Origin of the sequence: Phenylobacterium soli, assembly GCF_003254475.1 — a bacterium.
In the GTDB taxonomy this organism is placed as follows: Bacteria; Pseudomonadota; Alphaproteobacteria; order Caulobacterales; family Caulobacteraceae; genus Phenylobacterium; species Phenylobacterium soli.
In genome coordinates this window covers 2,181,245-2,203,248 of the sequence record NZ_QFYQ01000001.1, presented here as the reverse complement: position 1 = coordinate 2,203,248, position 22,004 = coordinate 2,181,245, and the positions used below count along the sequence as shown (strand labels likewise).

Below are 22,004 nucleotides of genomic sequence, written 5' to 3'. Positions count from 1 at the left end.
CATGTGGGGCGTCATTCCCGCCGCCGGCCAGGGCACGCGCATCCAGCCCCTCGCCTTCTCTAAGGAACTGCTGCCGGTGGGCGTGCGCCATGAAGGCGGGACCGAGCGGCCGCGGGCGGTCAGCGAGTACCTCGTCGATCGTCTGGCGCGCGGCGGCGCCAGCAAGATCTGCTTCGTCATCTCGCCCCACAAGGACGACATCCTGCGCTACTACGGCGACCGGGTGGACGGAGTGGACTTCGCCTATGTGGTCCAGCCGCGCGCCGCCGGGCTCTGCGACGCCATCTTCCGCGCCCTGCCGCTGATCGGCCCCGACGAGCCGGTGGCCGTCGGCCTGCCCGACACCATCTGGTTCCCCGAGGACGGCCTCGCCCGCCTGCCCGACGACCGCTTCTCCTTCCTGACCTTCCCCGTCGAGGCGCCACAGCACTTCGACGCCGTGGTCGCCGACGAGGCGGGCCGCATCGCCGAGATCCAGGTGAAGTCCGCCGCGCCGGCCTCGCGCTGGATCTGGGGCGCCTTCAAGGCCCCGGGCCGCGTGTTCCACGAGCTGCACGCCCTGTGGCTCGAGCGCGAGCGCGAGGACGAGTACCTCGGCACCCTGGTCAACGCCTGGATCGCCCGCGGCGGCGAGGCCTGGTCCGCGCCGCATGGCGAGGGCTACGTCGACGTCGGCACCCTGCACGGCTACCGCGAGGCGCTGGCCCTGCTCGGCGGCGTCGTGACCAAGGCCTAGACCTCGGCCTCGATCCCGCTCCTCGCCAGGTGGTCCTTCAGCTCGGCGCGCAGCCGCTCCAGGCCGTCGGGATGAACCGCCTCGCATCGGCAGGTCAGCTTCGGCTCGGTGCCCGAGGCGCGCAGCAGCCACCAGCCGTCCGGCCGCTCGACGCGAAGGCCGAGCGCCGCATCGAAGGTTCCGCCCTCGCCCGCCAGCCGCTCGGCCACCTCGGCGACGATCTGCGCCTTGCGCGCCTCGGGCGCCGCCAGCCGCAGCTCGGGCGTGGCGAAGCTCGGCGGGAGGCTGTCGCGAAATCCCGCCAGCCCGCCCGGCAGCCGCGACAGCGCCTTGAAGGTCCGCACGGCCGCATAGAGCGCGTCGTCGACGCCGCCCCAGCCCTCGGCGAAGAAGATGTGCCCCGAGAGCTCGCCGGCCAGGGCCGCCGCCTCCCGCTGCATCGTCTCGCGCACCAGCACATAGCCCGACGGCGAGATCGCCGCCCGGCCGCCGGCCTGGGTCACGCCGTCGAACAGCACCTTGGAGCACTTCACGTCGCCCACCACCGCCGCACCGGGCCGCTCGAGGAGGAGATCGCGGGCCAGCAGCAGCAGCAGCTGGTCGGCCCACAGTACGCGGCCCTCGGCGTCGACCACGCCGAGCCGGTCGCCGTCGCCATCGAACGCCACCCCGAGGTCGCAGCCCTCGGCGATGACCCGCGCCGCAAGCTGCGAGAGGTTCGCCGCCACCGCCGGATCCGGATGGTGCGCCGGGAAGCGGCCGTCGACCTCGGTGTTGATCAGGTGGTGTACGCCCGGCAGTCGCGGCGCCAGCCGCTCCACTGCCGGTCCGGTCGCCCCGTGGCCGCAGTCCCAGGCGATCTTCAGCGGCGCCATGCCGTCCGCCGACCGCGCCAGCTCGTCGACATAGGCGTCGATCACGTCGACCCGGCGGGCCGAGCCGCAGGTCTCGCGCTCGCCCTCGCTCTCCACCAGCTCGCGCAGCCGCTCGCCGTGGACCCGCTGATCGCCCATCAGGATCTTGAAGCCGTTCTCGCCCGGCGGATTGTGCGAGGCGGTGACCATCACCGCCCCGTCCAGGCCCAGCTCCCGGGCGGCGTAACCCAGCATGGGCGTAGGCCCGAGGCCGATGCGCTCGACCCGCAGCCCGCCGTCCATCAGGCCCCAGACCAGCGCCTGCTCCAGGCTCGCCGAGCTCAGCCGCCCGTCGCGCCCGACCCCGACCCGCGACAGCCCCTCCCGCCGCGCCGCGGCGGCGTAGGAAAGACCCAGCGCATAGGCGCCCGATCGGTCGATGTCGCGTCCCGCCACGCCGCGGATGTCATAGGCCCGCACGGCCTCCGGCCGGATGCGTCCTTCGGCGGGCCGCGCCGGGGACGGCGCCGCCGCGCCTGGGTGGGCCTCAGGGTGCGCCTCGGCCCGCATGGGTTCAGGCCGTCAGCCGGACGTCGTCGTCTCCGGCCTCGGCGGCGTCGGCGCTCGCCGGCGCTTCCTTCTCGAACCAGGCGATCGTCGCCTTCAGGCCCTGCTCGAGCGTCGTCTCCGGCGACCAGCCGAGCAGCTCCCGCGCCTTGCCGATGTCCGGCTTGCGGCGGCGCGGATCGTCGATCGGCAGCGGCCGGTAGACCACTTCCGAGCTGGAGCCGGTGATCGCCAGCACCCGGTCCACGAGGTCGCAGATCGTCCGCTCGACCGGATTGCCGATGTTGATCGGACCGGGCTGGGCGCCGTCGTAGGCCATCAGCTTCATCAGCCCGGCCACGGTGTCGTCGACGAAGCAGAACGAGCGCGTCTGCGAGCCGTCGCCGAAGACGGTGATGTCCTCGCCGGCCAGGGCCTGGCTCACGACGTTCGACACCACCCGACCGTCCGAGGCGGAGAGGCGCGGGCCGTAGGTGTTGAAGATGCGGGCCACCCGGACCACGCCACGTCCGAGCCTGTCGTAGTCGAAGCACAGGGTCTCGGCGGCGCGCTTGCCCTCGTCGTAGCAGGCGCGCGGGCCGGTGCAGCTGACGTTGCCCCGATAGGTCTCCACCTGCGGGTGGACGTCGGGGTCGCCATAGACCTCGCTGGTGGAGGTGAGCAGGAACCGCGCGCCGCAGGCGTGCGCCAACTTGAGGAGATGATGGGTGCCAAGGACGCTGGTGAGCAGGGTGTGCTCGGGATCGACCTGATAGAGCGGCGGAGAGGCTGCGCAGGCGAGGTTGTAGATCTCGTCGAACTTCCGGCGAGCCACCTTGGCGGGCAGCGGATCGACGATGTCGGCCTCGATCAGTTCGAATCCATCCTCCCGCTCCAGCCGGCGGAGGTTGGCCCGGTCGCCGGTCTGGAAGTTGTCCAGGCACACCACCCGCGCGCCCTGCTCGATCAGCCGCTCGCAGAGATGCGAGCCGAGGAAGCCGGCGCCGCCCGCCACCAGGATGGTCTTCTGTTTCACGCTCTTCATCTGCACGGTTCCTTGAGGCGGTCGTGGGAGGGACTAGGTTGGGAGGCTGGCGAGGCGAGGCTCTGCGGCGAGCATCCGGTCGTCCGTGGCGCCGCGCAGGTGGGCCTCGAGCTCGGCGGCGCGGTGGACGGCGGTGTGCTGGGCGAGGATCCGCCGGCGCGCCGCCTCGCCCATCGCCCGGCGGCCGGGCTCGTCGGTGGACTCCAGCGCGGCGAGCACCTCGCCGGCGCGGCTCGCCAGGACGATCTCGCGGCCCGGCTCCAGCAGGGTGGAGAGCCCGTCCCAGACATCCGAGATGATCGGTGTCGCGCAGGCGCCGGCCTCGAACAGCCGCACGCTGGGCGAATAGCCCGCCGCGATCATGTCGGCCCGGGTGACGTTCAGGGTGTAGCGGCTCGCCGCATAGAAGGCCGGGTGGTCGGCGGGGCCGACGTGCTCGATGCGCTCGACGTTCTCCGGCCAGGCGATGCCCGCCGGATACTGCGGCCCCGCCACGCAGAAGCGCAGGTGCGGCGCTCGGCGGGCCGGCTCAAGCAGCAGCGCCTCCAGCGTCGGCTGACGGTCGGCCGAATAGGTGCCGAGATAGGAGAGGTCCCACTTCTGCGGGCCGGGCATGGGCCGGTAGGCCTCGGCGTCCACCGAGCAGTAAAGCGCCCGCGCAGCGGGCGACCCATAGGTCCGCTCGATGCGGCGCAGCGTCGGTCCGCCGGTGAACGACAGGTAGAGGCGGTAGCCGGGGATCAGATCGGGCGCGAGATACTCCTCATCGCCCGCGGCGAGCCGTGCCAGGGTCACGGGCGTGTCGATGTCGTAGAAGGCGGTGACGCCGAGCGCCGTCTCCTGAACCCAGCGGCCCACCGCCACGCCATCCGGCACATAGGAGCCGACCATCACCGCATCGGCCCGCTCCACCTCGCGCGTCCAGCGGCGCTTCAGCTCGTCGAGACTGGAGTAGAGCGCGAGTTCGGCGAATTCGCAGGCCTTCAGGTCGCGGTGCGCGGCATACCAGGGCGTGTCGCGCTCGAGGAACAGGACCTCGTGTCCGCGCTCGGCGAAGGCGCGGAGCAGGGCCCGGTATGTCGTGGCGTGGCCGTTGCCCCAGGACGAGGACAGCGACAGGCCGAGGACGACGAGCTTCACGCCAGGCTCCTTTCGCGCTTTGCGGCGAGTTGGTCGCGCAGCAGCGCGTCCACCTCCGCGGCCCGGCGGGCGTAGGTGTGTTCGGAGAGGATCCTCTGGCGGGCCGCCTCGCCGATGGCGCGGGCGCGCTCCGGCGTCAGGCGCAGGAGGTGATCGGCGACATCCTGACCGTCGCGGGCGACAAGCACCTCCTCCTCGGGGGTCAGGAAGAGCTCGATGCCTTCCCAGGCGTCGGTGATCAGGCAGGCGCCCGCCCCCGCCGCCTCGAACACCCGGGTAGCCGGCGAGAAGCCGACGTCGGCCATGGAGTCGCGGGCGACGTTCAGCACCGCCAGGGCCGAGGTGTTGAAGGCGTTGTGGTCGGCAGTGCCGACATGGCCGGCCTTTCGGACGTTGGCCGGCATGGATTTGTCGCCCCAGCCTTCACCGCCGATCAGGAAGCGGCGGTCCGCCAGGGCGGCGGCGGGCTTCAGGAAGAACTCCTCGACCCGCGCCTCACGATCCGGCAGCCGGTTGGCCAGGAAGTTGAGGTCACCCGCGTAGCGCGGATCGGCTCCGACCGGGTGGTGGGTGGCCGGATCCAGCGCGTTGTAGATCGGCCGGCAGAAGCGCGCGCCGAGGGCTTCGTAGGCGGCAATCACCGGCGGTCCGCCGCCGTAGGTCAGCACCATGTCGAGCTTGGGCAGCACGCGGTGCATCACGAGGCCATCGTCAGCCCGCAGGCTGGCGATCGTGGCCGGGGCGTCGACGTCCCAGAAGATCTTGACGGCGTGCGCCGGCGCGACGGCCATGACCCCTTCGAGCAGCTCGTCGTCGAAGACCCCGACCCCGCTCGCCTTGACCACCACGTCGGCGCCCGCGGCCGCGCCGATCACCGCCTGACAGGCGGTCTCGGTCGCCGGATAGACCACGACCCTGGCCCAGTCCGGCGGATCGATGTCACGGTGCGACTGGCGGTCGAAGGCGTCCGGTTCGTAGAAGGTGATGTCATAGCCTCGCCTGGCCAGCTCGAAGAGCATGCCGCGATAGTAGGTCGCCGCCCCGTTCCAGTACGACGACAGCAGGCTCGAGCCGTAGAAGGCGATCTTCATTCAGGCGGTCTCCCCGACGAGTTCGGCGGCGCCGAGCCGCGCGGCGATGGCGAGCAGCTCCTCGGCGCGGTGGGCGCAGGTATGGCGCGCGCGGATGGTCTCGAGCCCCGAGCGGACAAGGCTGGCGCGCAGATCCGCATCGGCGGCGAGCCGGTTCAGGCAGGCGCGCATTTGTGCCCCGTCCTCGGCGACGAGGAAGTCCTCGCCCGGGCGGAACAGGCCCTCAGCGTCGGACCAGGGGGCGGAGACCAGCGGCACGCCGCAGGCCAGGGCCTCGAAGACCCGGATGGTGGGGATCCCCGGCAGCAGGTCGACATAGAACCGGCGCGGCACATGGACAGTCGCGAGGGCGCGTCCGAACACCTCCGGCGCGCGGGCATTGGGCAGCCAGCCCCGATAGCGGGCGCCGTAACGGGCCAGGAGCGCCTTCGCCTCGTCGGGATAGCGCACCCCAAAGACGTCGAGGCTAAGACCGGCGTCCTGCCCTGGAGCGAGCAGGAACTCCTCGAGTTCGGCGGTGCGCTCGCCGTCTCCCCAATTGCCGATCCAGACGAGGCCGTCGCGCTGGCGCTCCGCGGCTGGCGGATGGAAGAGGGCGATGTCGGCCGCTTCGTGCCAGACGAACACCCGGCCCTTCCAACCCCAGCGGCGATAGACCTCGGCGAGGGTTTCGCCGAACGCCAGGACCCCGTCGTAGCCCGAAAGGTCGAAGGCGCGGATCGCATCGGGGTCGCTGACCGCCCGGTGATGGGTGTCGTGGAACAGCAGGGTGAAGCGCCCGCCCCTCGCCCGCGCTTCTCCGATCCGCGCCACGAGGGCGGGCTCGTTCCATTCGTGCACGATGACGAGGTCGGCGCCGTCGAGCGCTTCGGCGAGGTCGAACCGCGGCCCGAAGGCGGTGGAGGAGAGTTCCGGATAGGCCGCCCGATAAGCGTCGAGCCCCCCCTCGCCGTGGTCGGCGAGCAGGTTTTGCAAGCTCCAGGCGCCCTGCGGCTCGTAGACTGACACCGCATGACCCCGGCGGATCAGCTCGCGCAGCACGCCCCGCAGGAAGTGCGCGTTGCCGTGATTCCAACAGGAGGCGAGGCTGTGGGTGAAGTAGACGATCTTCACGCCGCCACTCCCGCGATCACCCCGTGAAACCGCACCGGGTTGAACTGGCGGTAGATGGAGAGCACGCCCGCCGCCATGGCCTGCACGGTGTACCGCCCGGCGCGCGCGCGCGCCTGCGCAGCCAGCACCGCGGCCTCGGCCGGATCTGCCAGGAGCCGGTCCATCGCCCGGGCGAAACCCTTGGGGTCGCGCGGCGGCACGAAGACGGCAGCGCCATCCCACAGCTCGCGGAAGGTCGGGATATCCGACAGGACCAGGGCGCAGCCGGCCTGTGCCGCCTCCAGCACGCCCAGCCCGAACGGCTCGTAGAGCGCGCTCGAGGCGTAGACCGGCGCGCGGGCCAACCACTCGGCGACGATCCGCGCCGACAGGCGGCCGAGAGATTTGGCATAGCCGAGGCGCCGCCACTCGCCGTTGGGCCCGCTCAACGGACCGGCGGCATAGAGGGGAGCGGCGATCAGCGAAGCGGCCTCGTCAAGGACGGCGACGTTCTTGCCCTCGTCCCAAAGACGGCCGGAGGTGAAGACCATGGGCTCGCAGAGCGCCGGGGCCAGGCCCGCCGGCGCGCGACCGTTGTGCACCACGAAGGGAACCGGGACCTCGTAGGTGCGCGCCGTGGCTTCGGCGAAGGCGGCGGTCGGGGCGAGCAGGGCGTTGCAGGCCAGGAGCCCCTGCCAGAGAGCCTGGGTGCGCCAGCGGAAGTCCCGCGGCATGGGCCCGTCCTTCACCGCCGCCCACCAGGTGGCGAGGCAGGAATGGCAGGCGCCGATCACCGGGGCCGCGAAGCCGCCGATCGCCGCCAGGGCCGGGCTGTTGAGGTGGATCACGTCGGCCCGGTGCGCCCGGGCAAGGCCGCGCAGCACGGCGCCGGCCTCGAGAATCTCGGCCGGCTCGTTGGCCATCCAGTCGAGCGGCAGGCCGGTGTCCACCAGGGTGAGGCCGGGAACGGCGTGCGCCGCCTTCACCTGATCGGGGCTGGGCGATGGGCCGAAGCTGACCAGCGTCACCTCGACCCCGGCCCGCGAGACGCCGCGCGACAGGTCGATCGCATAGGTCCAGACCCCGCCCACCGCGTCGGTGGTCATCAGCACGCGAGGCTGCGGAGGCGTCATCAGGACACCGCCTCCGCCCGCTGGCGCGGCGGCGTCGCCGAACGTTCTGCGGCCAGCCAATCGGCGAGCTGGGCCACACCGCTGCGCCAGTCGAGCGGCTCGCCGAGCTGCAGCTCGCGCCGGGCGGCGGACGGGTCGGAGACGTAGTAGCGCTGGTCACCGGCTCGCCAGTCGGAGAACGACAGCTCGAGCCGCCGGCCGACGATCGCCTCGATGTAGTCGATCAACTGCCGCAGGCTCACCGCATTGGCCGGTCCGCCACCGAGGTTGAAGGCGCGGCCGGAAACGCGCTCGATCCGCCGCCATGCGGAGAGATAGGCGTCCACAGCGTCGGCGACGTTGAGGATGTCGCGGACCTGGCAGCCGTCGCCGTAGATGCTGATCGGCTGACCCTCCAGGGCGCGGATCAGGAAGTGGGCGACCCAGCCCTGGTCCTCGGTGCCCATCTGGCGCGGCCCGTAGATGCAGCTCATCCGCAAGACGCAGGTCGGCGTCCCGAAGCTGCGGGCGTAATCGAGGACATACTGGTCGGCGGCCCCCTTCGAGCACCCGTAGGGCGTGTGGAAATCGAGCGGCCGGCTCTCGGAGACGCCACGCACCCGCACCTCGGCGTCGCACGGCCGGTAGGCGCCGTCGGCGAGCTCCAGCGCAACATCAGCCAGGTCGCCGTAGACCTTGTTCGTGCTGGAGAAAATAACCGGCGCGCCCGAGCCGAGATTACGCACCGCCTCGAGCACGTTCATTGCCCCGCGGACGTTGATGTCGAAGTCCTCGACGGGGTCCACGAGGCTGGTGGTCACCGCCACCTGAGCCGCCAGGTGGAAGACGCAGCGCGCCTGGCTGACGGCCTCGCCGACCGCCCGATCGTCGCGGATGTCGGCGGTGATGGGCGTGATCTTGGCGCCGTGGCGGGCCTTCAGCCAGGCGAGGTTCCGCTCGACGCCGGCGCGAGCCAGGGCGTCGAACACCATCACCTCGCGGCCCTCGGACGCCAGGCGGTCGGCGAGATTGCTGCCGATGAATCCGGCGCCGCCGGTGATGAGGATCGGAGCGTCCTTGGCGGTCATGCCACCAGCCCGCGCATCTCGAGCTCCTTGCGAGCTTCGATGACGCGGTCCTCCGCTCCCTGCGCGGCGACCCACTCGGCGAGTTCGGCGAGCCCCTCGGAGAAGTCCTCCTGTGCCTCGTACCCGAGGACCGTCCGGGCCTTGGTCAGGTCAGGCACGCAGTGGCGGATATCGCCCGCGCGGGCCTTTCCGGCGATCTCCGGCTCGAGGTCCGGCCGACCCATGGCGGCCGCCTGCAGGCGCGCGACCTCCTCCACGGTCCGGTCGACGCCGGAGCCGATGTTGAACACTTGCCCGTCCGCTTCCGGCCGGTCCATCGCCAGGAGGAACGCTCGGGCCACGTCGCGGACGTGGACGAAGTCGCGGCGTTGCTGACCGTCCTCGAACACCATCGGCGACTGACCGTTGGCGATCCGCGAGGCGAAGATCGCCAGGACGCCCGTGTAGGGGTTGGAGAGCGCCTGGCCCGGGCCGTAGGCGTTCCAAAGGCGCAGGGCCGAACCGCCCATGCCGTACTGCCGGGTCAGGGTGAGCGTCAGCCGCTCCTGGACGAACTTGCCGATCGCATAGACCGACTTCAGCCCGTTTCCCTTGGACTCGGGGGTGGGGACCGGCGCCATGGGACGCCCTTGGTCGTCGAGCGGATCCCAACTGCCGTCCGGATTGCGGCCGACGCGGACCACGTCATCCATCAGCCGGCCATCGGCCGTGCGGTAGAGCCCCTCGCCGTAGACCGACATCGAGGAGGCGACCACTACCCGCTGCACCGGGTTGTCGATCAGCTGCTGAAAGAGCACGGCCGTGCCGTACTCGTTGACCGAGGTGTACCGGTCGACCGCATACATCGACTGGCCGACCCCGACCTCGGCCGCCAGATGGACGACCTTATCGACGCCCTTCAGCGCCTTGAGGACCGCCGCCTCGTCGCGCACGTCGCCGACCAGCAGCTCGACGTCCTCGGCGAGTTCGGCTGGCCGGGCGCGGGTGGGATGCACCTGCTCGATGAGACTGTCGAGGACCCGGACCTTGTCGCCGCGCTCGATCAGCGCCTGGGCCAGATGGCGCCCGATGAAGCCGGCGCCGCCGGTGATCAGAACCTGCTCCGCCATGACCCCGCCTCAGGCCCCAACGCCGTGGCGCGGACCGCGAGAGAGGCTGAAGCGTTGCAGGGGAAGAGTGAGCTTGCTCATTGGCGGTCCCTCGTTTCCGACACCGCCCAGCTAACCCTTCATCTTCATCTAAGTTCCCGCAAACTCTGCATTCGCGGTTCCTAATTGCTAAGTCTGATCTATCAACAACTTCTCGTTAACAACAACTGCAGAGCCGCAATCGTTCAACATACCTATGTTTTGAGTATTTCGGAACTTCGACATCTTTTGACGCCCGAGTTCCAATTGCACCGCCGCCGGGAACAAAGGCGCGGCCGAGGCTCTTCTGCCCTCAGGTACTTACCCTGGCTGCGGCCGCATGGCCGCCCGCCGGACAGTGGCGCAGGGGCGCGGATGAGCCGGAAGAAGTTGCGTGTCGGGATTGTTGGCGTGGGGAACTGCGCCTCGTCCTTCGTCCAGGGCCTCAGTCACTACGCCGAGGCCACGGCCAACGAGCCACCGCCGGGACTGATGCATGTTGAGCTCGGTGGCTATCACGTGAGCGACATTGAGGTCGCGGCAGCGTTCGACGTGCACGCGGGCAAGGTCGGTCGCGACCTCGGCGAGGCGATCCTGGCCGCCCCCAACAACACCATGGTGTTCGCCAAGCCGCAGAGGACCGGCGTCGTCGTGCAGCGCGGCCCCACGCTGGACGGGATCGGCCAATACCTGGCCGGCGATGTCGAGGAGGCCGAGGCGCCGCCGGTGGACGTGGCCGAAGCGCTCAAGGCGTCCGGCGCGGAGATCCTCGTCTCGTACCTGCCGGTCGGCTCCCAGCGAGCCACCGAGTACTACGCCGAGCAGGCGCTGGAGGCGGGCTGCGCCTTCGTCAACTGCATCCCCGTGTTCATCGCCTCCAATCCGGTGTGGGCGAAGCGGTTCGAGCGCCGCGGCCTGCCGATCATCGGCGACGACATCAAGAGCCAGGTGGGCGCCACGATCGTGCACCGGGTGCTGGCCAATCTCTTCCGCGAGCGCGGCGTGCGGATCGATCGCACCTACCAGCTCAACTTCGGCGGCAACACCGACTTCAAGAACATGCTCGAGCGGGAGCGGCTGGCCTCAAAGAAGATCTCCAAGACCCAGGCGGTCACCAGCCAACTCGACGTGCCCCTGCCCGCAGACGACATCCATGTGGGGCCGTCCGACTTCGTGCCCTGGCTGAGCGACCGCAAGTGGGCGCACATCCGCCTGGAAGGCACCACCTTCGGCGGCGCTCCACTGAACATCGAGCTGAAGCTCGAGGTGTGGGACAGCCCGAACTCGGCCGGCGTGGTGATCGACGCCGTGCGCTGCGCCAAGCTCGGCCTGGATCGGAAACTCGCCGGTCCGCTGCTGGCGCCCTCCAGCTATTTCATGAAGAGCCCGCCCGAGCAGTACACCGACAACGAGGCGCGCGAGCGCACCTTGCGGTTCATCGCCGGAGAGGAGCCTGCCGCCGCAGCCGGCGCCAAGTCGAGGGCGGCGGTCAAGCTGGCGTCGTGACGACGACGGTCTTCCTGGTGAGGCACGGCTCACACGACCGGCTCGGAAAGGTGCTGTGCGGACGCATGGACGGCGTGAGCCTGAGCGAACAAGGACGCAACGAGGCCGAGGCGGTGGCGCGGCGGCTGGAAGGCGAAGGCCTGAGCGCGGTCTATGCCAGCCCCCTCGCCCGCACCCTGGAGTCGGCCGAGCCGATCGCCGGAAGATGCCGCGCGCCCCTGCACGTCGACGACGACCTCCTGGAAATCGACTTCGGCGACTGGACCGGCAAGTCGTTCGAGGCGCTGCACGCCGATCCGGCATGGGCGACCTGGAACTTCGCCCGCAGCCTCGCCCGCCCGCCGGGAGGCGAGAGCGTGCCCGATGTGCAGGCGCGGCTGACGCGCTGGCTGGACCGGGTGCGCGGGCGCCACCCCGACGCACGCATCGCCGCCGTCACCCATGCCGACGTGATCAAGGCGCTCGCCGCCCACGCGCTCGGCTTCTCCATGGACCAGCACGACCGGCTGGACGTCGGCCCCGCCTCGGTGAGCGTGCTCGCCGCGGGCGACTGGGGCGTGAAGGTGCTGAGCCTCAACGAGACCCTGAGATGACCCCCCTGACCACCGAACAGATCCGCGAACGCGCCGCCGCCCTCGGCGACTGGTTCCACAACATCGACCTGAACGGCGCGCCCACGGCGCCGAACCACTTCCTCGGCGACTATCCGAACGTGAAGTGGCGGCTCTTCGAGCATGCCGTGCCGCAGGACCTCGCCGGCAAGACCGTTCTCGATATCGGGTGCAACGCCGGCTTCTACTCCATCGAGATGAAGCAGCGCGGCGCCGAGCGCGTAGTCGGGATCGATTTCGACGACCGCTACCTCGACCAGGCCCGCTTCGCCGCCGAGGTGAAGGGCCAGGAGATCGAGTTCCGCAAGCTCAGTGTCTATGACGTGGCCGAGTTGGCCGAGCGGTTCGACATCGTGCTGTTCATGGGCGTGCTCTACCACCTGCGCCATCCTCTGCTGGCGCTCGACCTGATCCATGACCACGTGGCCGGCGACCTGCTGATCTACCAGTCGATGCAGCGCGGCTCGGCCGATGAGTATCCGGTCCAGGCCGACTACGACTTCTTCCAGCAGGATCACTTCAACGATCCGGCCTATCCGAAGCTGCATTTCATCGAGCACGAGTACGCCGGCGACTGGACGAACTGGTGGGCGCCGAACGCCGCCTGCTCGGCCGCCATGCTGCGCAGCGCCGGCTTCCAGATCCTCGAACATCCCGAGGAGGAGGTGTTCATCTGCCGGGCCGGCGAGCGGCCCAAGCCCTGGGGCGCGGTCTATCCGGCGAAGCCCCTGACCAACGGCGCCGGAGGGGCCAAATGATCGAAGCCGCCAAAATCTGGAACGAGCCCAACAACAAGAGCCACTGGGACCCGAACCTCGACCCCGAATGGGACCTGTTCGCCCAGATGACGCGCCTCGCCGGCCAGGCGATCGCGGCCGAGAACAGCCACCTGCCGCGCCTGCTGGGCGGCATCTCGCCGATCGATCCGAGCTTTATCCGCAGGCTGGAAACCAAGGGCGTGCTCGACGAGATCGACGTGGTGGCGGTCCATGGCTTTCCGCTCGACTGGAACCTCTGGGCGATCGACGAGTGGCCGGCCAAGATCGAGGAGATCCGCGCCGTCACCGACAAGCCGATCTGGGTGACCGAGGTCGGCGTCTCCAGCTTCGGCTCTGAGGAGGTCCAGGCCTGGGGCGTGAAGAAGACCGCAGAGCTGCTGATCGGCCGCGCCCCGCGGATCCACTGGTACTCGCTCTACGACCTGCCGAAGACCTGGGAGGCCACGACGCGTCACAAGGAGGCGGAGGGCTCGTCCTATTACCGGCATTTCCACATGGGTCTGCTGCGCGAGGACGGGGCGCCGAAGCCGGGCCTTGAGGTGTACGCCGACTACGCCGCCCGGATGGGCCTTTGCCAGTGGTTCCACTTCGAGGACCACCGGCTCGACGATGCGGTGGCGTGGATGAAGCGGCTGGGGGTGAAGCACCTGCGCACCGGCCTCTCCTGGGCCGACAGCTTCCGGCCGGACGCCGACGCCTGGTTCGACCGCCAGATGGAGGCGCTGGCCGACTTCGAGGTGACGGTGACCTTCTGCTTCACCCCCGAGCACCGAGGGATCGAGCCGCACCACACCAGCCCGCCGCAGGTTGCCGAGGAGTTCGCGGAGTTCTGCGCGCGCATGGTCCGCCGTTACGCCCCCGCGCAGCCCACTCGCGCCGCGGTGGCGGCGGAGTAGGACGTGGCGGGGGGCTGGAACCTCAGCTGGGTGACGCCGCAGCTCGCGGTTGGAGGCGCCCTGCCCCGTGGCGGCGCCGCCGCCCTTGCGGCGGAGCACGGGGTGGGCGCTGTGATCGACGTCCGCGCGGAAACGTGCGACGACGCTCACGAGATGACCCTCGCGGGCCTGCGCTTCCTGCACCTGCCGACGGAGGACCATGCCGCCGTGGACCAGCCCATGCTCGACGACGGGGTCCGCTTCGCGCGGCTTGCGGCGGCGGAGGGACGGCGACTGCTGATCCATTGCGAGCACGGCATCGGCCGATCGGCCACGGTGGCGCTCTGCGTCATGGTCGATCGCGGCTTCCAGCCCCTGGAAGCGCTCGCCCGCGCGAAGAACGTGCGCGCACTCGTCTCCCCTTCGCCGGCCCAGTACGAGGCCTGGACGGCCTGGCTTGGCCGATGCGCGCCGCAGACGGAGGCCCCGAGCTTCGACGCGTTCAAGGCTATCGCCTACGCGCACCTGCAGCCGACCGGCTGATGTGGGTCTATGGCGACCGCACCCGACGCACCACGCCGCGCGCCGCCCTCCGCGAGCTGACGGCGAGCCTGCGCGACGTCGAGAGCGCCGGCCCGGGCGCCGCGCGGCACGACCGCCTCACCCGCGCCTTCATCCAGGCCGGCGCCCTAGCCCAGGGCGTCGCCGACGCCGAGTTCGCCGCGCGCGGGTTCGACGACGCCTCGCCGGCGCAGGACGCAGCCATGAGCCTGCTGACGGCTCTGGCCCGCAAGCTGGCCGCCTCCGCCTGGAGCGGCTTCGCCACCGCCGGACCGCCGACCTCGGCCGAACTCATGGCTCTCGCGCTCTCGCCCCTGCCGGAAGAGATCGAACTCAAGACCCCGGAGGGCTACGCCTTCTACGGCCTCTATCCGGAAGCCTACCTGAAGGCCGCGGCGGAGCGCGACTGGGACGCTCCGCCCTTCGTGATCGGCATCCGCAGCATCGGCACGGGCCTGGCGGCGCTGGTGGCGGCGGTCACCGGCGCCGTCGACGTCGCGACCCTGCGCCCGACGGGACACCCCTTTCACCGGGAGGTGCGGGTCTCGAACACGATGCGCGAGCGGCTGTCAGCCCATGCCGGCCCATTCGCCGTGGTCGACGAGGGCCCTGGTCTCTCGGGATCTTCGTTCGGCGCGGCCGCTGACCTCCTCACCTCGCTCGGAATCTCGCTGGAGCGGATCGTCTTCATGCCCAGCCATGCGGGAGGCCCAGGCCCCGAGGCGGCCGCCGCGCATCGCCAGACCTGGGATTCCGTCGGCATGCGGCCCGCCACCTTCGACGCGCTGATCGCCGAGGAGCCGCTGGCCGGCTGGTTCGCAGAGGTGGTGGAGGGCATCGAGGCGGTGGAGGACATTTCGGGCGGCGCCTGGGCCGAACGGCGATCGGACGCCGCCGTGCACCCCGCCCTGGAGCGGCGCAAATTCTGGCTGCTGGCCGAGGGCCGGACCTATCTGGCCAAGTTCGCCGGTCTCGGCGAACCCGGAGAAGCGAAGTACGCGCGAGCCCGCACGCTGGCCAGGGCCGGCGCCGGACCCGAACCGGTGGCCCTTACCCGGGGCTTCCTCGTGGAGCGTTGGATCGACGGCGTGCCGGGTCTCCACGCCGATCCGCTCACGGTCGCCGAGCATGTCGGCCGCTACCTCGGCCTTCGGGCCCTCGCCTTTCCGGCCGAAGCCGATCAGGGCGCCTCGCTGGAGGATCTCGCCGTCATGGCGCGGACGAACGCCCAGGAGCTGGGCCTGGAGCCCAGTCTTGTGCCGCCGCCGCCGGCCGACGCGGGGCGTCCCATCCATGTGGACGGGCGGCTGCATCGCTGGGAGTGGATCACCACCGCAGGCGGGCGGCTGATCAAGACCGACGCTGTGGACCACTCCTGCGGCCACGATCTCGTCGGTTGCCAGGACGTCGCCTGGGACGTGGCCGGCGCGAAGGTCGAGCTCGACCTCGACGACGGGGCCGCCGAGGCGCTCATCGCGGCGCTGGAGCGCGTCAGCGAGCGGCGCGTGGATCGCGCCCTGCTCGCCTTCTTCGATGTCGCCTACCCGGCGTTCCAGGCCGGGCTCTGGCGCCTCGCCGGCGACGAGGCCCAGGTCCAGCGCTACGCCGCGCGGCTCGCCTAGCGGGGCAGGCGCGAGGAGCCCATCAGGTACTCGTCGACCGCGCGGGCGCATTGACGGCCCTCGCGGATCGCCCAGACCACCAGGGACTGGCCGCGGCGCATGTCGCCGCAGGAGAAGATGTTCGGCGCGGTCGTCTGATAGTTCACCACGTTGGCGGCGACGTTGCCGCGCGGGTCGAGCGCGACGCCCGACTGCTCGACCAGACCCGCCTTGCGAGGCCCGACGAAGCCCATGGCAAGGAACACCAGGTCGGCCTTGAGCTCGAAGGTGGAACCCTCGACCTCGCGCATCTTGCCGTCGACCCACTCCAGGCGCGCGCACTCGATGGCCGTGACACGGCCGTTCTCGCCGACCACCCGCTTGGTCGTCACGGCGAAGTCGCGCTCGCAGCCTTCCTCGTGGCTCGAGGAAGTGCGCAGCTTGAGCGGCCAGTCCGGCCAGGTGAGCGTCTTGTTCTCGCGCTCCGGCGGCTTGGGCATGATCTCAAGCTGGACCACCGAGGCCGCGCCCTGGCGGTTCGAGGTGCCGATGCAGTCCGAGCCGGTGTCGCCGCCGCCGATGACGATGACGTGCTTGCCCTTGGCCGAAATGGTCGTGCCGCCCGGGGCCGCCACGTGTTCGGGGTCGCCGGCGTTGCGCTTGTTCTGTTGGCGCAGGAAGTCCATGGCGAAGTGGACGCCGTCGAGCTCGCGACCGGGGACCCCGAGGTCGCGCGGGTCCTCCGCGCCGCCGGCCATGACCAGCACGTCGTAGTCGTCCAGCAGGCGCTGGACCGAGACGTTGACGCCGACCTCGAAGTTGGTCCGGAAGATCACCCCTTCCGCCTCCATCTGCGCGATGCGGCGGTCGATGAGCGGCTTCTCCATCTTGAAGTCGGGGATGCCGTAGCGCAGCAGGCCGCCGATCCGGTCGCTCTTCTCGAACACCGTCGGCGCATGGCCGGCGCGCGCCAGTTGCTGGGCGCAGGCCAGGCCGGCCGGGCCAGAGCCCACCACCGCCACCCGCTTGCCCGTGCCCCGGGGCGAGGGCTCAGGCTTGATCCAGCCCTCTTCCCAGCCGCGGTCGACGATCTGGCACTCGATCGTCTTGATGGTCACCGGGGTGTCCGGGATGTTCAGGGTGCACGAGGCTTCGCAGGGCGCGGGGCAGATGCGGCCGGTGAACTCCGGAAAGTTGTTGGTCGACTGCAGGTTCTCGAGCGCGGTCTTCCACTGGTCGCGATAGACCAGGTCGTTGAAGTCCGGGATCTGGTTGTTCACCGGGCAGCCCTGGTGACAGAACGGGATGCCGCAGCTCATGCAGCGGGCCGCCTGCTGCTGCAGCTCGTTCTGCGGCAGGGGACGGACGAATTCCTTCCAGGTCTTCAGCCGCTCGGCCGGCGGGGCGTAACCGCGGTCGTGGCGCTCGATCTCGAGGAAGCCGGTGGGCTTGCCCATCGGTCAAATCTCCAAACTAAAGGGCTACTCGGCGGCGACGGCTTGCGCCGCCTCGCGCTCGGCGCCGAGCTCCAGGAGCGCGCGCCGATAATCGGTGGGCATGACTTTCACGAACGACGGCAGGGCCTGATCCCAGTTGTCCAGGATCTCGGCCGCCCGGGCGGAGCCGGTGTGCCGGTGATGGCGCTCGATGAGGATGCGCAGGCGTTCGGCGTCGAACCGCAGCATGTCGCCCATGCCGTTGTTGTCGACGGACGGCGCCTGCTCCTTCGGCCGGAACGGCTCGTCAGCGCTGGAATGCGGCGCGGGCTCGGCCGGCTCGACCTTCTCGAGGTCGACCATGGCGGTGTTGCACAGGTCCTTGAAGCGGCCGCGCGGGTCGTAGACGTAGGCCACGCCGCCGGACATGCCGGCCGCGAAGTTGCGCCCCGTGTCGCCCAGCACCACCACGACGCCCCCGGTCATGTACTCGCAGCCGTGGTCGCCCACGCCTTCGACGACGGTGACGGCGCCGGAGTTGCGCACCGCGAAACGCTCGCCGCCGACGCCTTCGAAGTAGGCCTCGCCCGCGATCGCCCCGTACAGCACCGTGTTGCCGGCGATGATGTTGCGGGTCGGATCGCGTCGGGCTTCAGCGGGCTGGCGCACGACGATGCGGCCGCCCGAAAGGCCCTTGCCGACATAGTCGTTCGCGTCGCCGACCAGCTCCAGGGAGACGCCGCGGGCCGCGAAGGCGCCGAAGCTCTGCCCCGCGGTGCCGCGGAAGGTGAACTGGATGGTGTCCTCGGGCAGGCCGGCGTGGCCGTGGGCCTTGGCCACCTCGCCCGACAGCATCGCGCCGACGGTGCGGTTGATGTTGCGGACCTCGAACTCGGCCTTCACCGGCTTGCGATCCTTGATCGCGGGCTGGGCCGCCTCGATCAGGGCGTGGTCGAGGGCGCGATCCAGGCCATGGTCCTGGCGGTCCATGTTCCAGAGGCCCTTTGCGCCTTCCGGCTGCACCGCGAAGAGGATCTTTGAGAGATCCACGCCGTGCGCCTTCCAGTGGGTCACCGCCGGACGCATGTCGATGCGGTCCACGCGCCCGATCATCTCGTTGAGCGTGCGGAAGCCCATCTCGGCCATGATCTCCCGCAGCTCTTCGGCGACGAAGAAGAAGTAGTTGATCACGTGCTCGGGCTGGCCGGTGAAGCGCGCACGCAGCACCGGGTCCTGGGTCGCCACCCCCACCGGGCAGGTGTTGAGGTGGCACTTGCGCATCATGATGCAGCCGGCCGCGATCAGCGGCGCGGTGGCGAAGCCGAACTCGTCCGCGCCGAGGAGGGCGCCGATGGCGACATCACGGCCGGTGCGAAGGCCGCCGTCCACCTGCACGGCGATGCGGGTACGCAGGCCATTGAGCAGCAGGGTCTGCTGGGTCTCGGCGAGGCCGATCTCCCAGGGCGAACCCGCGTGGGTCAGGGAAGTGAGCGGCGAGGCCCCGGTGCCCCCCTCGAAGCCCGAGATGGTGACGTGGTCGGCGCGCGCCTTGGCGACGCCCGCGGCCACGGTGCCGACGCCCACTTCCGACACCAGCTTCACGGAGATGCGGGCGCCCGGATTGACGTTCTTCAGATCGTGGATGAGCTGGGCCAGGTCCTCGATCGAATAGATGTCGTGGTGCGGCGGCGGCGAGATCAGGCCGACCCCCGGCGTCGAGTGACGCACGCGGGCGATGTTCTTGTCGACCTTGTGGCCGGGCAGCTGGCCGCCCTCGCCGGGCTTGGCGCCCTGGGCCATCTTGATCTGGATGTCGTCGGCGTTGACCAGGTACTCGGCGGTGACACCGAAGCGGCCCGACGCCACCTGCTTGATCGCCGAACGCATCGAGTCGCCGTTGGGCAGCGGCTTGAAGCGATCGCTCTCCTCGCCGCCCTCGCCCGTGTTCGAGCGCCCGCCGATGCGGTTCATGGCGATGGCGAGGGTAGTGTGCGCCTCGCGGCTGATCGAGCCGAAGGACATGGCGCCGGTGGAGAAGCGCCTGACGATCTCCGAGGCGGGCTCGACCTCGTCCAGCGGCACGGGCGAGGCGCCCGGCATCAGCCGCATCAAGCCTCGGATCGTCAGCAGGCGCTCGGACTGCTCGTTGATGCTCTTGGCGAAGGCGCGGTAGGCGTCCGGCAGGTTGCCGCGGACGGCGTGCTGCAGCTGGCCGACCGACTCCGGCGTCCAGGCGTGGGCTTCGCCGCGCGTCCGCCAGGCGTACTGGCCGCCGACGTCGAGCATCGACTTGTACACCGGGGAGTCGCCGTAGGCGTCGCGGTGACGGCGCACGCTCTCTTCGGCGATCTCCCGCAGGCCGACACCCTCGATGGAGGTCGCCGTGCCGGTGAAGTACTTCTCGATTAGCTGCGACGAAAGACCGACCGCGTCGAAGATCTGGGCCCCGCAATAGGACTGGTAGGTGGAGATGCCCATCTTGGACATCACCTTCAGCACGCCCTTGCCGATCGCCTTGATGAAGTTCTTGCGAACCTCGTAGGCCGACTGGGTCAGGCCGTTGCGGACGCGGATCTCCTCCAGGGTCTGGAAGGCGAGATAGGGGTTCACCGCCTCGGCGCCGTAGCCGGCGAGGACGCAGAAGTGGTGCACCTCGCGCGCTTCGCCGGTCTCGATGACGAGGCCGGTCTGCATGCGCAGACCCTGACGGATGAGGTGGTGGTGCACGGCCGCGGTCGCGAGCGCCGCCGGCATCGGGATGCGCTCGGCCGAGGTCGCCCGATCCGACAGGATCAGGATGTTCATGTCGGCCAGGACCGCGTCGGTCGCCTCGCGGCACAAGCGGTCGAGCGCCTTCTCGAGGCCCTCCGCGCCCTCCTCGGCCGCCCAGGTCGTGTCGAGGGTGGCGGTGCGGAAGGCGCCGTCCAGCAACTCGTTGATCGAGCGGATCTTGGCCAGGTCCTCGTCGGTGAGCACCGGCTGGGCGACTTCCAGGCGCTTGTGGCTACCGGCGTTGCGGCCGAGCAGGTTCGGGCGCGGCCCGATCATCGACACCAGGCTCATGACGAGCTCTTCGCGGATCGGGTCGATCGGCGGGTTCGTCACCTGGGCGAAATTCTGCTTGAAGTACTCGTAGAGCAGCTTCGGGCGGGCAGAGAGCACCGCGATGGGCGTATCGAAACCCATCGACCCGATGGGATCGTCGCCGTTCTTGGCCATCGGCTCGAGGAAGAAGCTGACGTCTTCCTGGGTGTAGCCGAAGGCCTGCTGGCGATCGAGCAGGGTCTGGGGATCGTTCGGCGTCGGCGCCTCGGGCGGCGCGGCGAGCGACAGCTCCTCCAGCTTGAACTGGGTTTCGGCCAGCCACTCCTCGTAGGGCTCGGCCTCGGCCAGGGAGCGCTTGATCTCCTCGTCCTCGACGATCCGGCCCTGCTCCAGGTCGATGAGCAGCATCTTGCCAGGCTGCAGGCGCCACTTGCGGACGATCCGCTCCTCCGGGATCTGCAGCACGCCGACTTCCGAGGCCATGATCACATGGTCCTGGTCGGTGATGACGAAGCGCGCGGGCCTGAGGCCGTTACGGTCGAGCGTCGCGCCGATCTGGCGACCGTCCGTGAAGGCGACCGCGGCCGGGCCGTCCCACGGCTCCATGAGGGCGGCGTGGTACTCGTAGAAGGCTTTGCGCTTGGCCTCCATCTGCGGATTGCCGGCCCAGGCCTCCGGGATGAGCATCATCATCGCGTGCGCCAGCGGATAGCCGCCGGCGACCAGCAGCTCGAGGGCGTTGTCGAGGCAGGCCGTGTCCGACTGGCCGTGCGGGATCAGCGGCCACATCTTGTTGAGGTCCGGCCCCAGGAGATCGCTTTCCAGCGAACGCCGGCGGGCGTTCATCCAGTTCACGTTACCGCGGACCGTGTTGATCTCGCCGTTGTGGGCGATGAATCGGTAGGGGTGCGCCAGCTTCCAGGACGGGAAGGTGTTGGTCGAGAACCGCTGGTGCACCAGGGCGATGGCGGACTCGGCCAGCGGGTTGCGCAGGTCCTCGTAGAACGAGCCCACCTGGTGGGCGAGCAGCAGGCCCTTGTAGACCACCGTGCGCGTCGAGAAGGACGGCAGGTAGAGCTGCGTCAGGCCCGGCAGGTTGCGCTTGGCGGCAAGCTCGGCCAGCGGGTTCTGCAGCTGCTTGCGCACGGCCAGCAGCTTGCGCTCGTGCGCGTCCTGGTCGCGGACGTTGGGCCCGCGGCCGATGAAGGCCTGCTTGATGACCGGCATCGAGGCCAACACGGCCTCGCCGAGGCCGGTGGTGTCGACCGGCACGTCGCGCCAGCCGATGAGCGGCTGCTTCTCGACGTTGAGGAAGTGTTCGAACTGGGAGACGGCGACGCGGCGCGCCTCCTCGTCCTGCGGCAGGAAGCACATGGCCACGGCGTATTCGCCGGGCGCCGGCAGGGTCACGCCAGCCTTGTCTGCCCAATCGCGATACAGCGCGTCCGGAATCTGGATCAGAATCCCGGCGCCGTCGCCGACGAGCGGGTCGGCGCCCACGGCGCCGCGGTGGTCGAGATTGACGAGAATCTGCAGCCCGGCTTCGATGGCTTCATGCGATTTGCGGCCTTTGATGTTGGCCACAAAGCCCACGCCGCACGCATCGTGCTCATTCGCCGGATCGTACAGTCCCTGCCGCTGGGGCGACCCCATCTCAGTCCTCACCTTCTAACCACGCACGCCAAAGCACAGCCTCAAACCCAGCGGAGGCCGCAGCGCGCGAAGGGCGCATTTACCCGGCAAGATCAGCCCTTGTCGA

17 protein-coding genes are annotated in these 22,004 nt (G+C 70.1%); 7 read left to right on the top strand and 10 right to left on the bottom strand.

Annotated features, from left to right (window positions below; translation table 11 throughout):
• Window position 1 precedes the first annotated feature (1 nt).
• The gene (locus DJ017_RS10915) at window positions 2–736 is read left to right on the top strand and encodes a nucleotidyltransferase family protein (RefSeq protein WP_111528751.1); all 735 of its coding nucleotides are present in this window, start codon (window positions 2–4) and stop codon (window positions 734–736) included.
• Here DJ017_RS10915 and DJ017_RS10910 read toward each other — a convergent pair.
• From DJ017_RS10910 to DJ017_RS10875, 8 genes are all read right to left on the bottom strand, one after another.
• Window positions 733–2,070, bottom strand: coding sequence for a phosphomannomutase/phosphoglucomutase (locus DJ017_RS10910; RefSeq protein ID WP_227000109.1), 1,338 nt, complete (start codon window positions 2,068–2,070; stop codon window positions 733–735). The two genes, DJ017_RS10915 and DJ017_RS10910, sit on opposite strands and share 4 nt — an antisense overlap.
• Window positions 2,071–2,164: 94 nt before the next feature.
• Complete coding sequence (locus DJ017_RS10905) at window positions 2,165–3,181, bottom strand: UDP-glucuronic acid decarboxylase family protein (protein ID WP_111528749.1); 1,017 nt, start codon at window positions 3,179–3,181, stop codon at window positions 2,165–2,167.
• Window positions 3,182–3,214: 33 nt separating this feature from the next.
• Window positions 3,215–4,321 (bottom strand): CgeB family protein, encoded by a 1,107-nt coding sequence (locus DJ017_RS10900; RefSeq protein ID WP_111528748.1) that lies wholly within the window; start codon window positions 4,319–4,321, stop codon window positions 3,215–3,217.
• Window positions 4,318–5,412: a CgeB family protein gene (locus DJ017_RS10895; protein ID WP_111528747.1), complete on the bottom strand. Its 1,095-nt coding sequence runs from the start codon at window positions 5,410–5,412 to the stop codon at window positions 4,318–4,320. The genes DJ017_RS10900 and DJ017_RS10895 overlap by 4 nt, the downstream gene beginning before the upstream one ends.
• Window positions 5,413–6,525 (bottom strand): CgeB family protein, encoded by a 1,113-nt coding sequence (locus DJ017_RS10890; protein ID WP_111528746.1) that lies wholly within the window; start codon window positions 6,523–6,525, stop codon window positions 5,413–5,415.
• Window positions 6,522–7,637, bottom strand: coding sequence for a glycosyltransferase family 4 protein (locus tag DJ017_RS10885; RefSeq protein ID WP_227000108.1), 1,116 nt, complete (start codon window positions 7,635–7,637; stop codon window positions 6,522–6,524). Before DJ017_RS10885 ends, DJ017_RS10890 begins: the two co-directional genes overlap by 4 nt.
• Window positions 7,637–8,704, bottom strand: coding sequence for an SDR family NAD(P)-dependent oxidoreductase (locus DJ017_RS10880; RefSeq protein ID WP_111528745.1), 1,068 nt, complete (start codon window positions 8,702–8,704; stop codon window positions 7,637–7,639). Before DJ017_RS10880 ends, DJ017_RS10885 begins: the two co-directional genes overlap by 1 nt.
• Window positions 8,701–9,813: an NAD-dependent epimerase/dehydratase family protein gene (locus tag DJ017_RS10875; protein WP_111528744.1), complete on the bottom strand. Its 1,113-nt coding sequence runs from the start codon at window positions 9,811–9,813 to the stop codon at window positions 8,701–8,703. Before DJ017_RS10875 ends, DJ017_RS10880 begins: the two co-directional genes overlap by 4 nt.
• Before the next feature lie 393 nt (window positions 9,814–10,206).
• Here DJ017_RS10875 and DJ017_RS10870 point away from each other — a divergent pair, with 393 nt between their 5' ends.
• Genes DJ017_RS10870 through DJ017_RS10845 form a run of 6 tightly spaced genes read left to right on the top strand, consistent with a single transcriptional unit; the run spans window position 10,207 to window position 15,785 of the window.
• Window positions 10,207–11,337 (top strand): inositol-3-phosphate synthase, encoded by a 1,131-nt coding sequence (locus DJ017_RS10870; protein ID WP_111528743.1) that lies wholly within the window; start codon window positions 10,207–10,209, stop codon window positions 11,335–11,337.
• Window positions 11,334–11,930 (top strand): histidine phosphatase family protein, encoded by a 597-nt coding sequence (locus DJ017_RS10865; RefSeq protein WP_111528742.1) that lies wholly within the window; start codon window positions 11,334–11,336, stop codon window positions 11,928–11,930. Before DJ017_RS10870 ends, DJ017_RS10865 begins: the two co-directional genes overlap by 4 nt.
• Entirely contained in the window at window positions 11,927–12,706 is a 780-nt protein-coding gene (locus tag DJ017_RS10860; RefSeq protein ID WP_111528741.1) for a TIGR04290 family methyltransferase, read from the top strand. Before DJ017_RS10865 ends, DJ017_RS10860 begins: the two co-directional genes overlap by 4 nt.
• Entirely contained in the window at window positions 12,703–13,623 is a 921-nt protein-coding gene (locus DJ017_RS10855) for a glycoside hydrolase 5 family protein (protein WP_111528740.1), read from the top strand. The genes DJ017_RS10860 and DJ017_RS10855 overlap by 4 nt, the downstream gene beginning before the upstream one ends.
• Window positions 13,624–13,626: 3 nt before the next feature.
• Window positions 13,627–14,145, top strand: coding sequence for a protein-tyrosine phosphatase family protein (locus DJ017_RS10850; protein ID WP_111528739.1), 519 nt, complete (start codon window positions 13,627–13,629; stop codon window positions 14,143–14,145).
• Window positions 14,145–15,785 carry a hypothetical protein gene (locus tag DJ017_RS10845; protein ID WP_111528738.1) on the top strand — a complete coding sequence of 547 codons (1,641 nt, stop codon included), beginning with the start codon at window positions 14,145–14,147 and terminating at the stop codon, window positions 15,783–15,785. The genes DJ017_RS10850 and DJ017_RS10845 overlap by 1 nt, the downstream gene beginning before the upstream one ends.
• On the opposite strand, the gene DJ017_RS10840 is transcribed toward DJ017_RS10845, so the two are convergent.
• Together DJ017_RS10840 and gltB are read right to left on the bottom strand one after the other, a co-directional pair.
• Window positions 15,782–17,221: a glutamate synthase subunit beta gene (locus tag DJ017_RS10840; RefSeq protein ID WP_111528737.1), complete on the bottom strand. Its 1,440-nt coding sequence runs from the start codon at window positions 17,219–17,221 to the stop codon at window positions 15,782–15,784. The genes DJ017_RS10845 and DJ017_RS10840 overlap by 4 nt on opposite strands.
• A gap of 24 nt (window positions 17,222–17,245) precedes the next feature.
• On the bottom strand, window positions 17,246–21,898 hold the full coding sequence (gene gltB, locus DJ017_RS10835; protein WP_111528736.1) for a glutamate synthase large subunit: 4,653 nt from the start codon (window positions 21,896–21,898) through the stop codon (window positions 17,246–17,248).
• Between the last annotated feature and the right edge of the window lie 106 nt (window positions 21,899–22,004).

What these genes read in the sequence shown, in the direction of transcription:
- DJ017_RS10885 (WP_227000108.1), bottom strand. Translation starts at nt 7,637, where the DNA reads ATGACGCCTCCGCAGCCTCGCGTGCTGATGACCACCGACGCGGTGGGC.
- DJ017_RS10875 (WP_111528744.1), bottom strand. Translation starts at nt 9,813, where the DNA reads ATGGCGGAGCAGGTTCTGATCACCGGCGGCGCCGGCTTCATCGGGCGC.
- DJ017_RS10860 (WP_111528741.1), top strand. Translation starts at nt 11,927, where the DNA reads ATGACCCCCCTGACCACCGAACAGATCCGCGAACGCGCCGCCGCCCTC.
- DJ017_RS10845 (WP_111528738.1), top strand. Translation starts at nt 14,145, where the DNA reads ATGTGGGTCTATGGCGACCGCACCCGACGCACCACGCCGCGCGCCGCC.
- DJ017_RS10855 (WP_111528740.1), top strand. Translation starts at nt 12,703, where the DNA reads ATGATCGAAGCCGCCAAAATCTGGAACGAGCCCAACAACAAGAGCCAC.
- DJ017_RS10915 (WP_111528751.1), top strand. Translation starts at nt 2, where the DNA reads ATGTGGGGCGTCATTCCCGCCGCCGGCCAGGGCACGCGCATCCAGCCC.
- DJ017_RS10905 (WP_111528749.1), bottom strand. Translation starts at nt 3,181, where the DNA reads ATGAAGAGCGTGAAACAGAAGACCATCCTGGTGGCGGGCGGCGCCGGC.
- DJ017_RS10880 (WP_111528745.1), bottom strand. Translation starts at nt 8,704, where the DNA reads ATGACCGCCAAGGACGCTCCGATCCTCATCACCGGCGGCGCCGGATTC.
- gltB (WP_111528736.1), bottom strand. Translation starts at nt 21,898, where the DNA reads ATGGGGTCGCCCCAGCGGCAGGGACTGTACGATCCGGCGAATGAGCAC.
- DJ017_RS10840 (WP_111528737.1), bottom strand. Translation starts at nt 17,221, where the DNA reads ATGGGCAAGCCCACCGGCTTCCTCGAGATCGAGCGCCACGACCGCGGT.
- DJ017_RS10895 (WP_111528747.1), bottom strand. Translation starts at nt 5,412, where the DNA reads ATGAAGATCGCCTTCTACGGCTCGAGCCTGCTGTCGTCGTACTGGAAC.
- DJ017_RS10870 (WP_111528743.1), top strand. Translation starts at nt 10,207, where the DNA reads ATGAGCCGGAAGAAGTTGCGTGTCGGGATTGTTGGCGTGGGGAACTGC.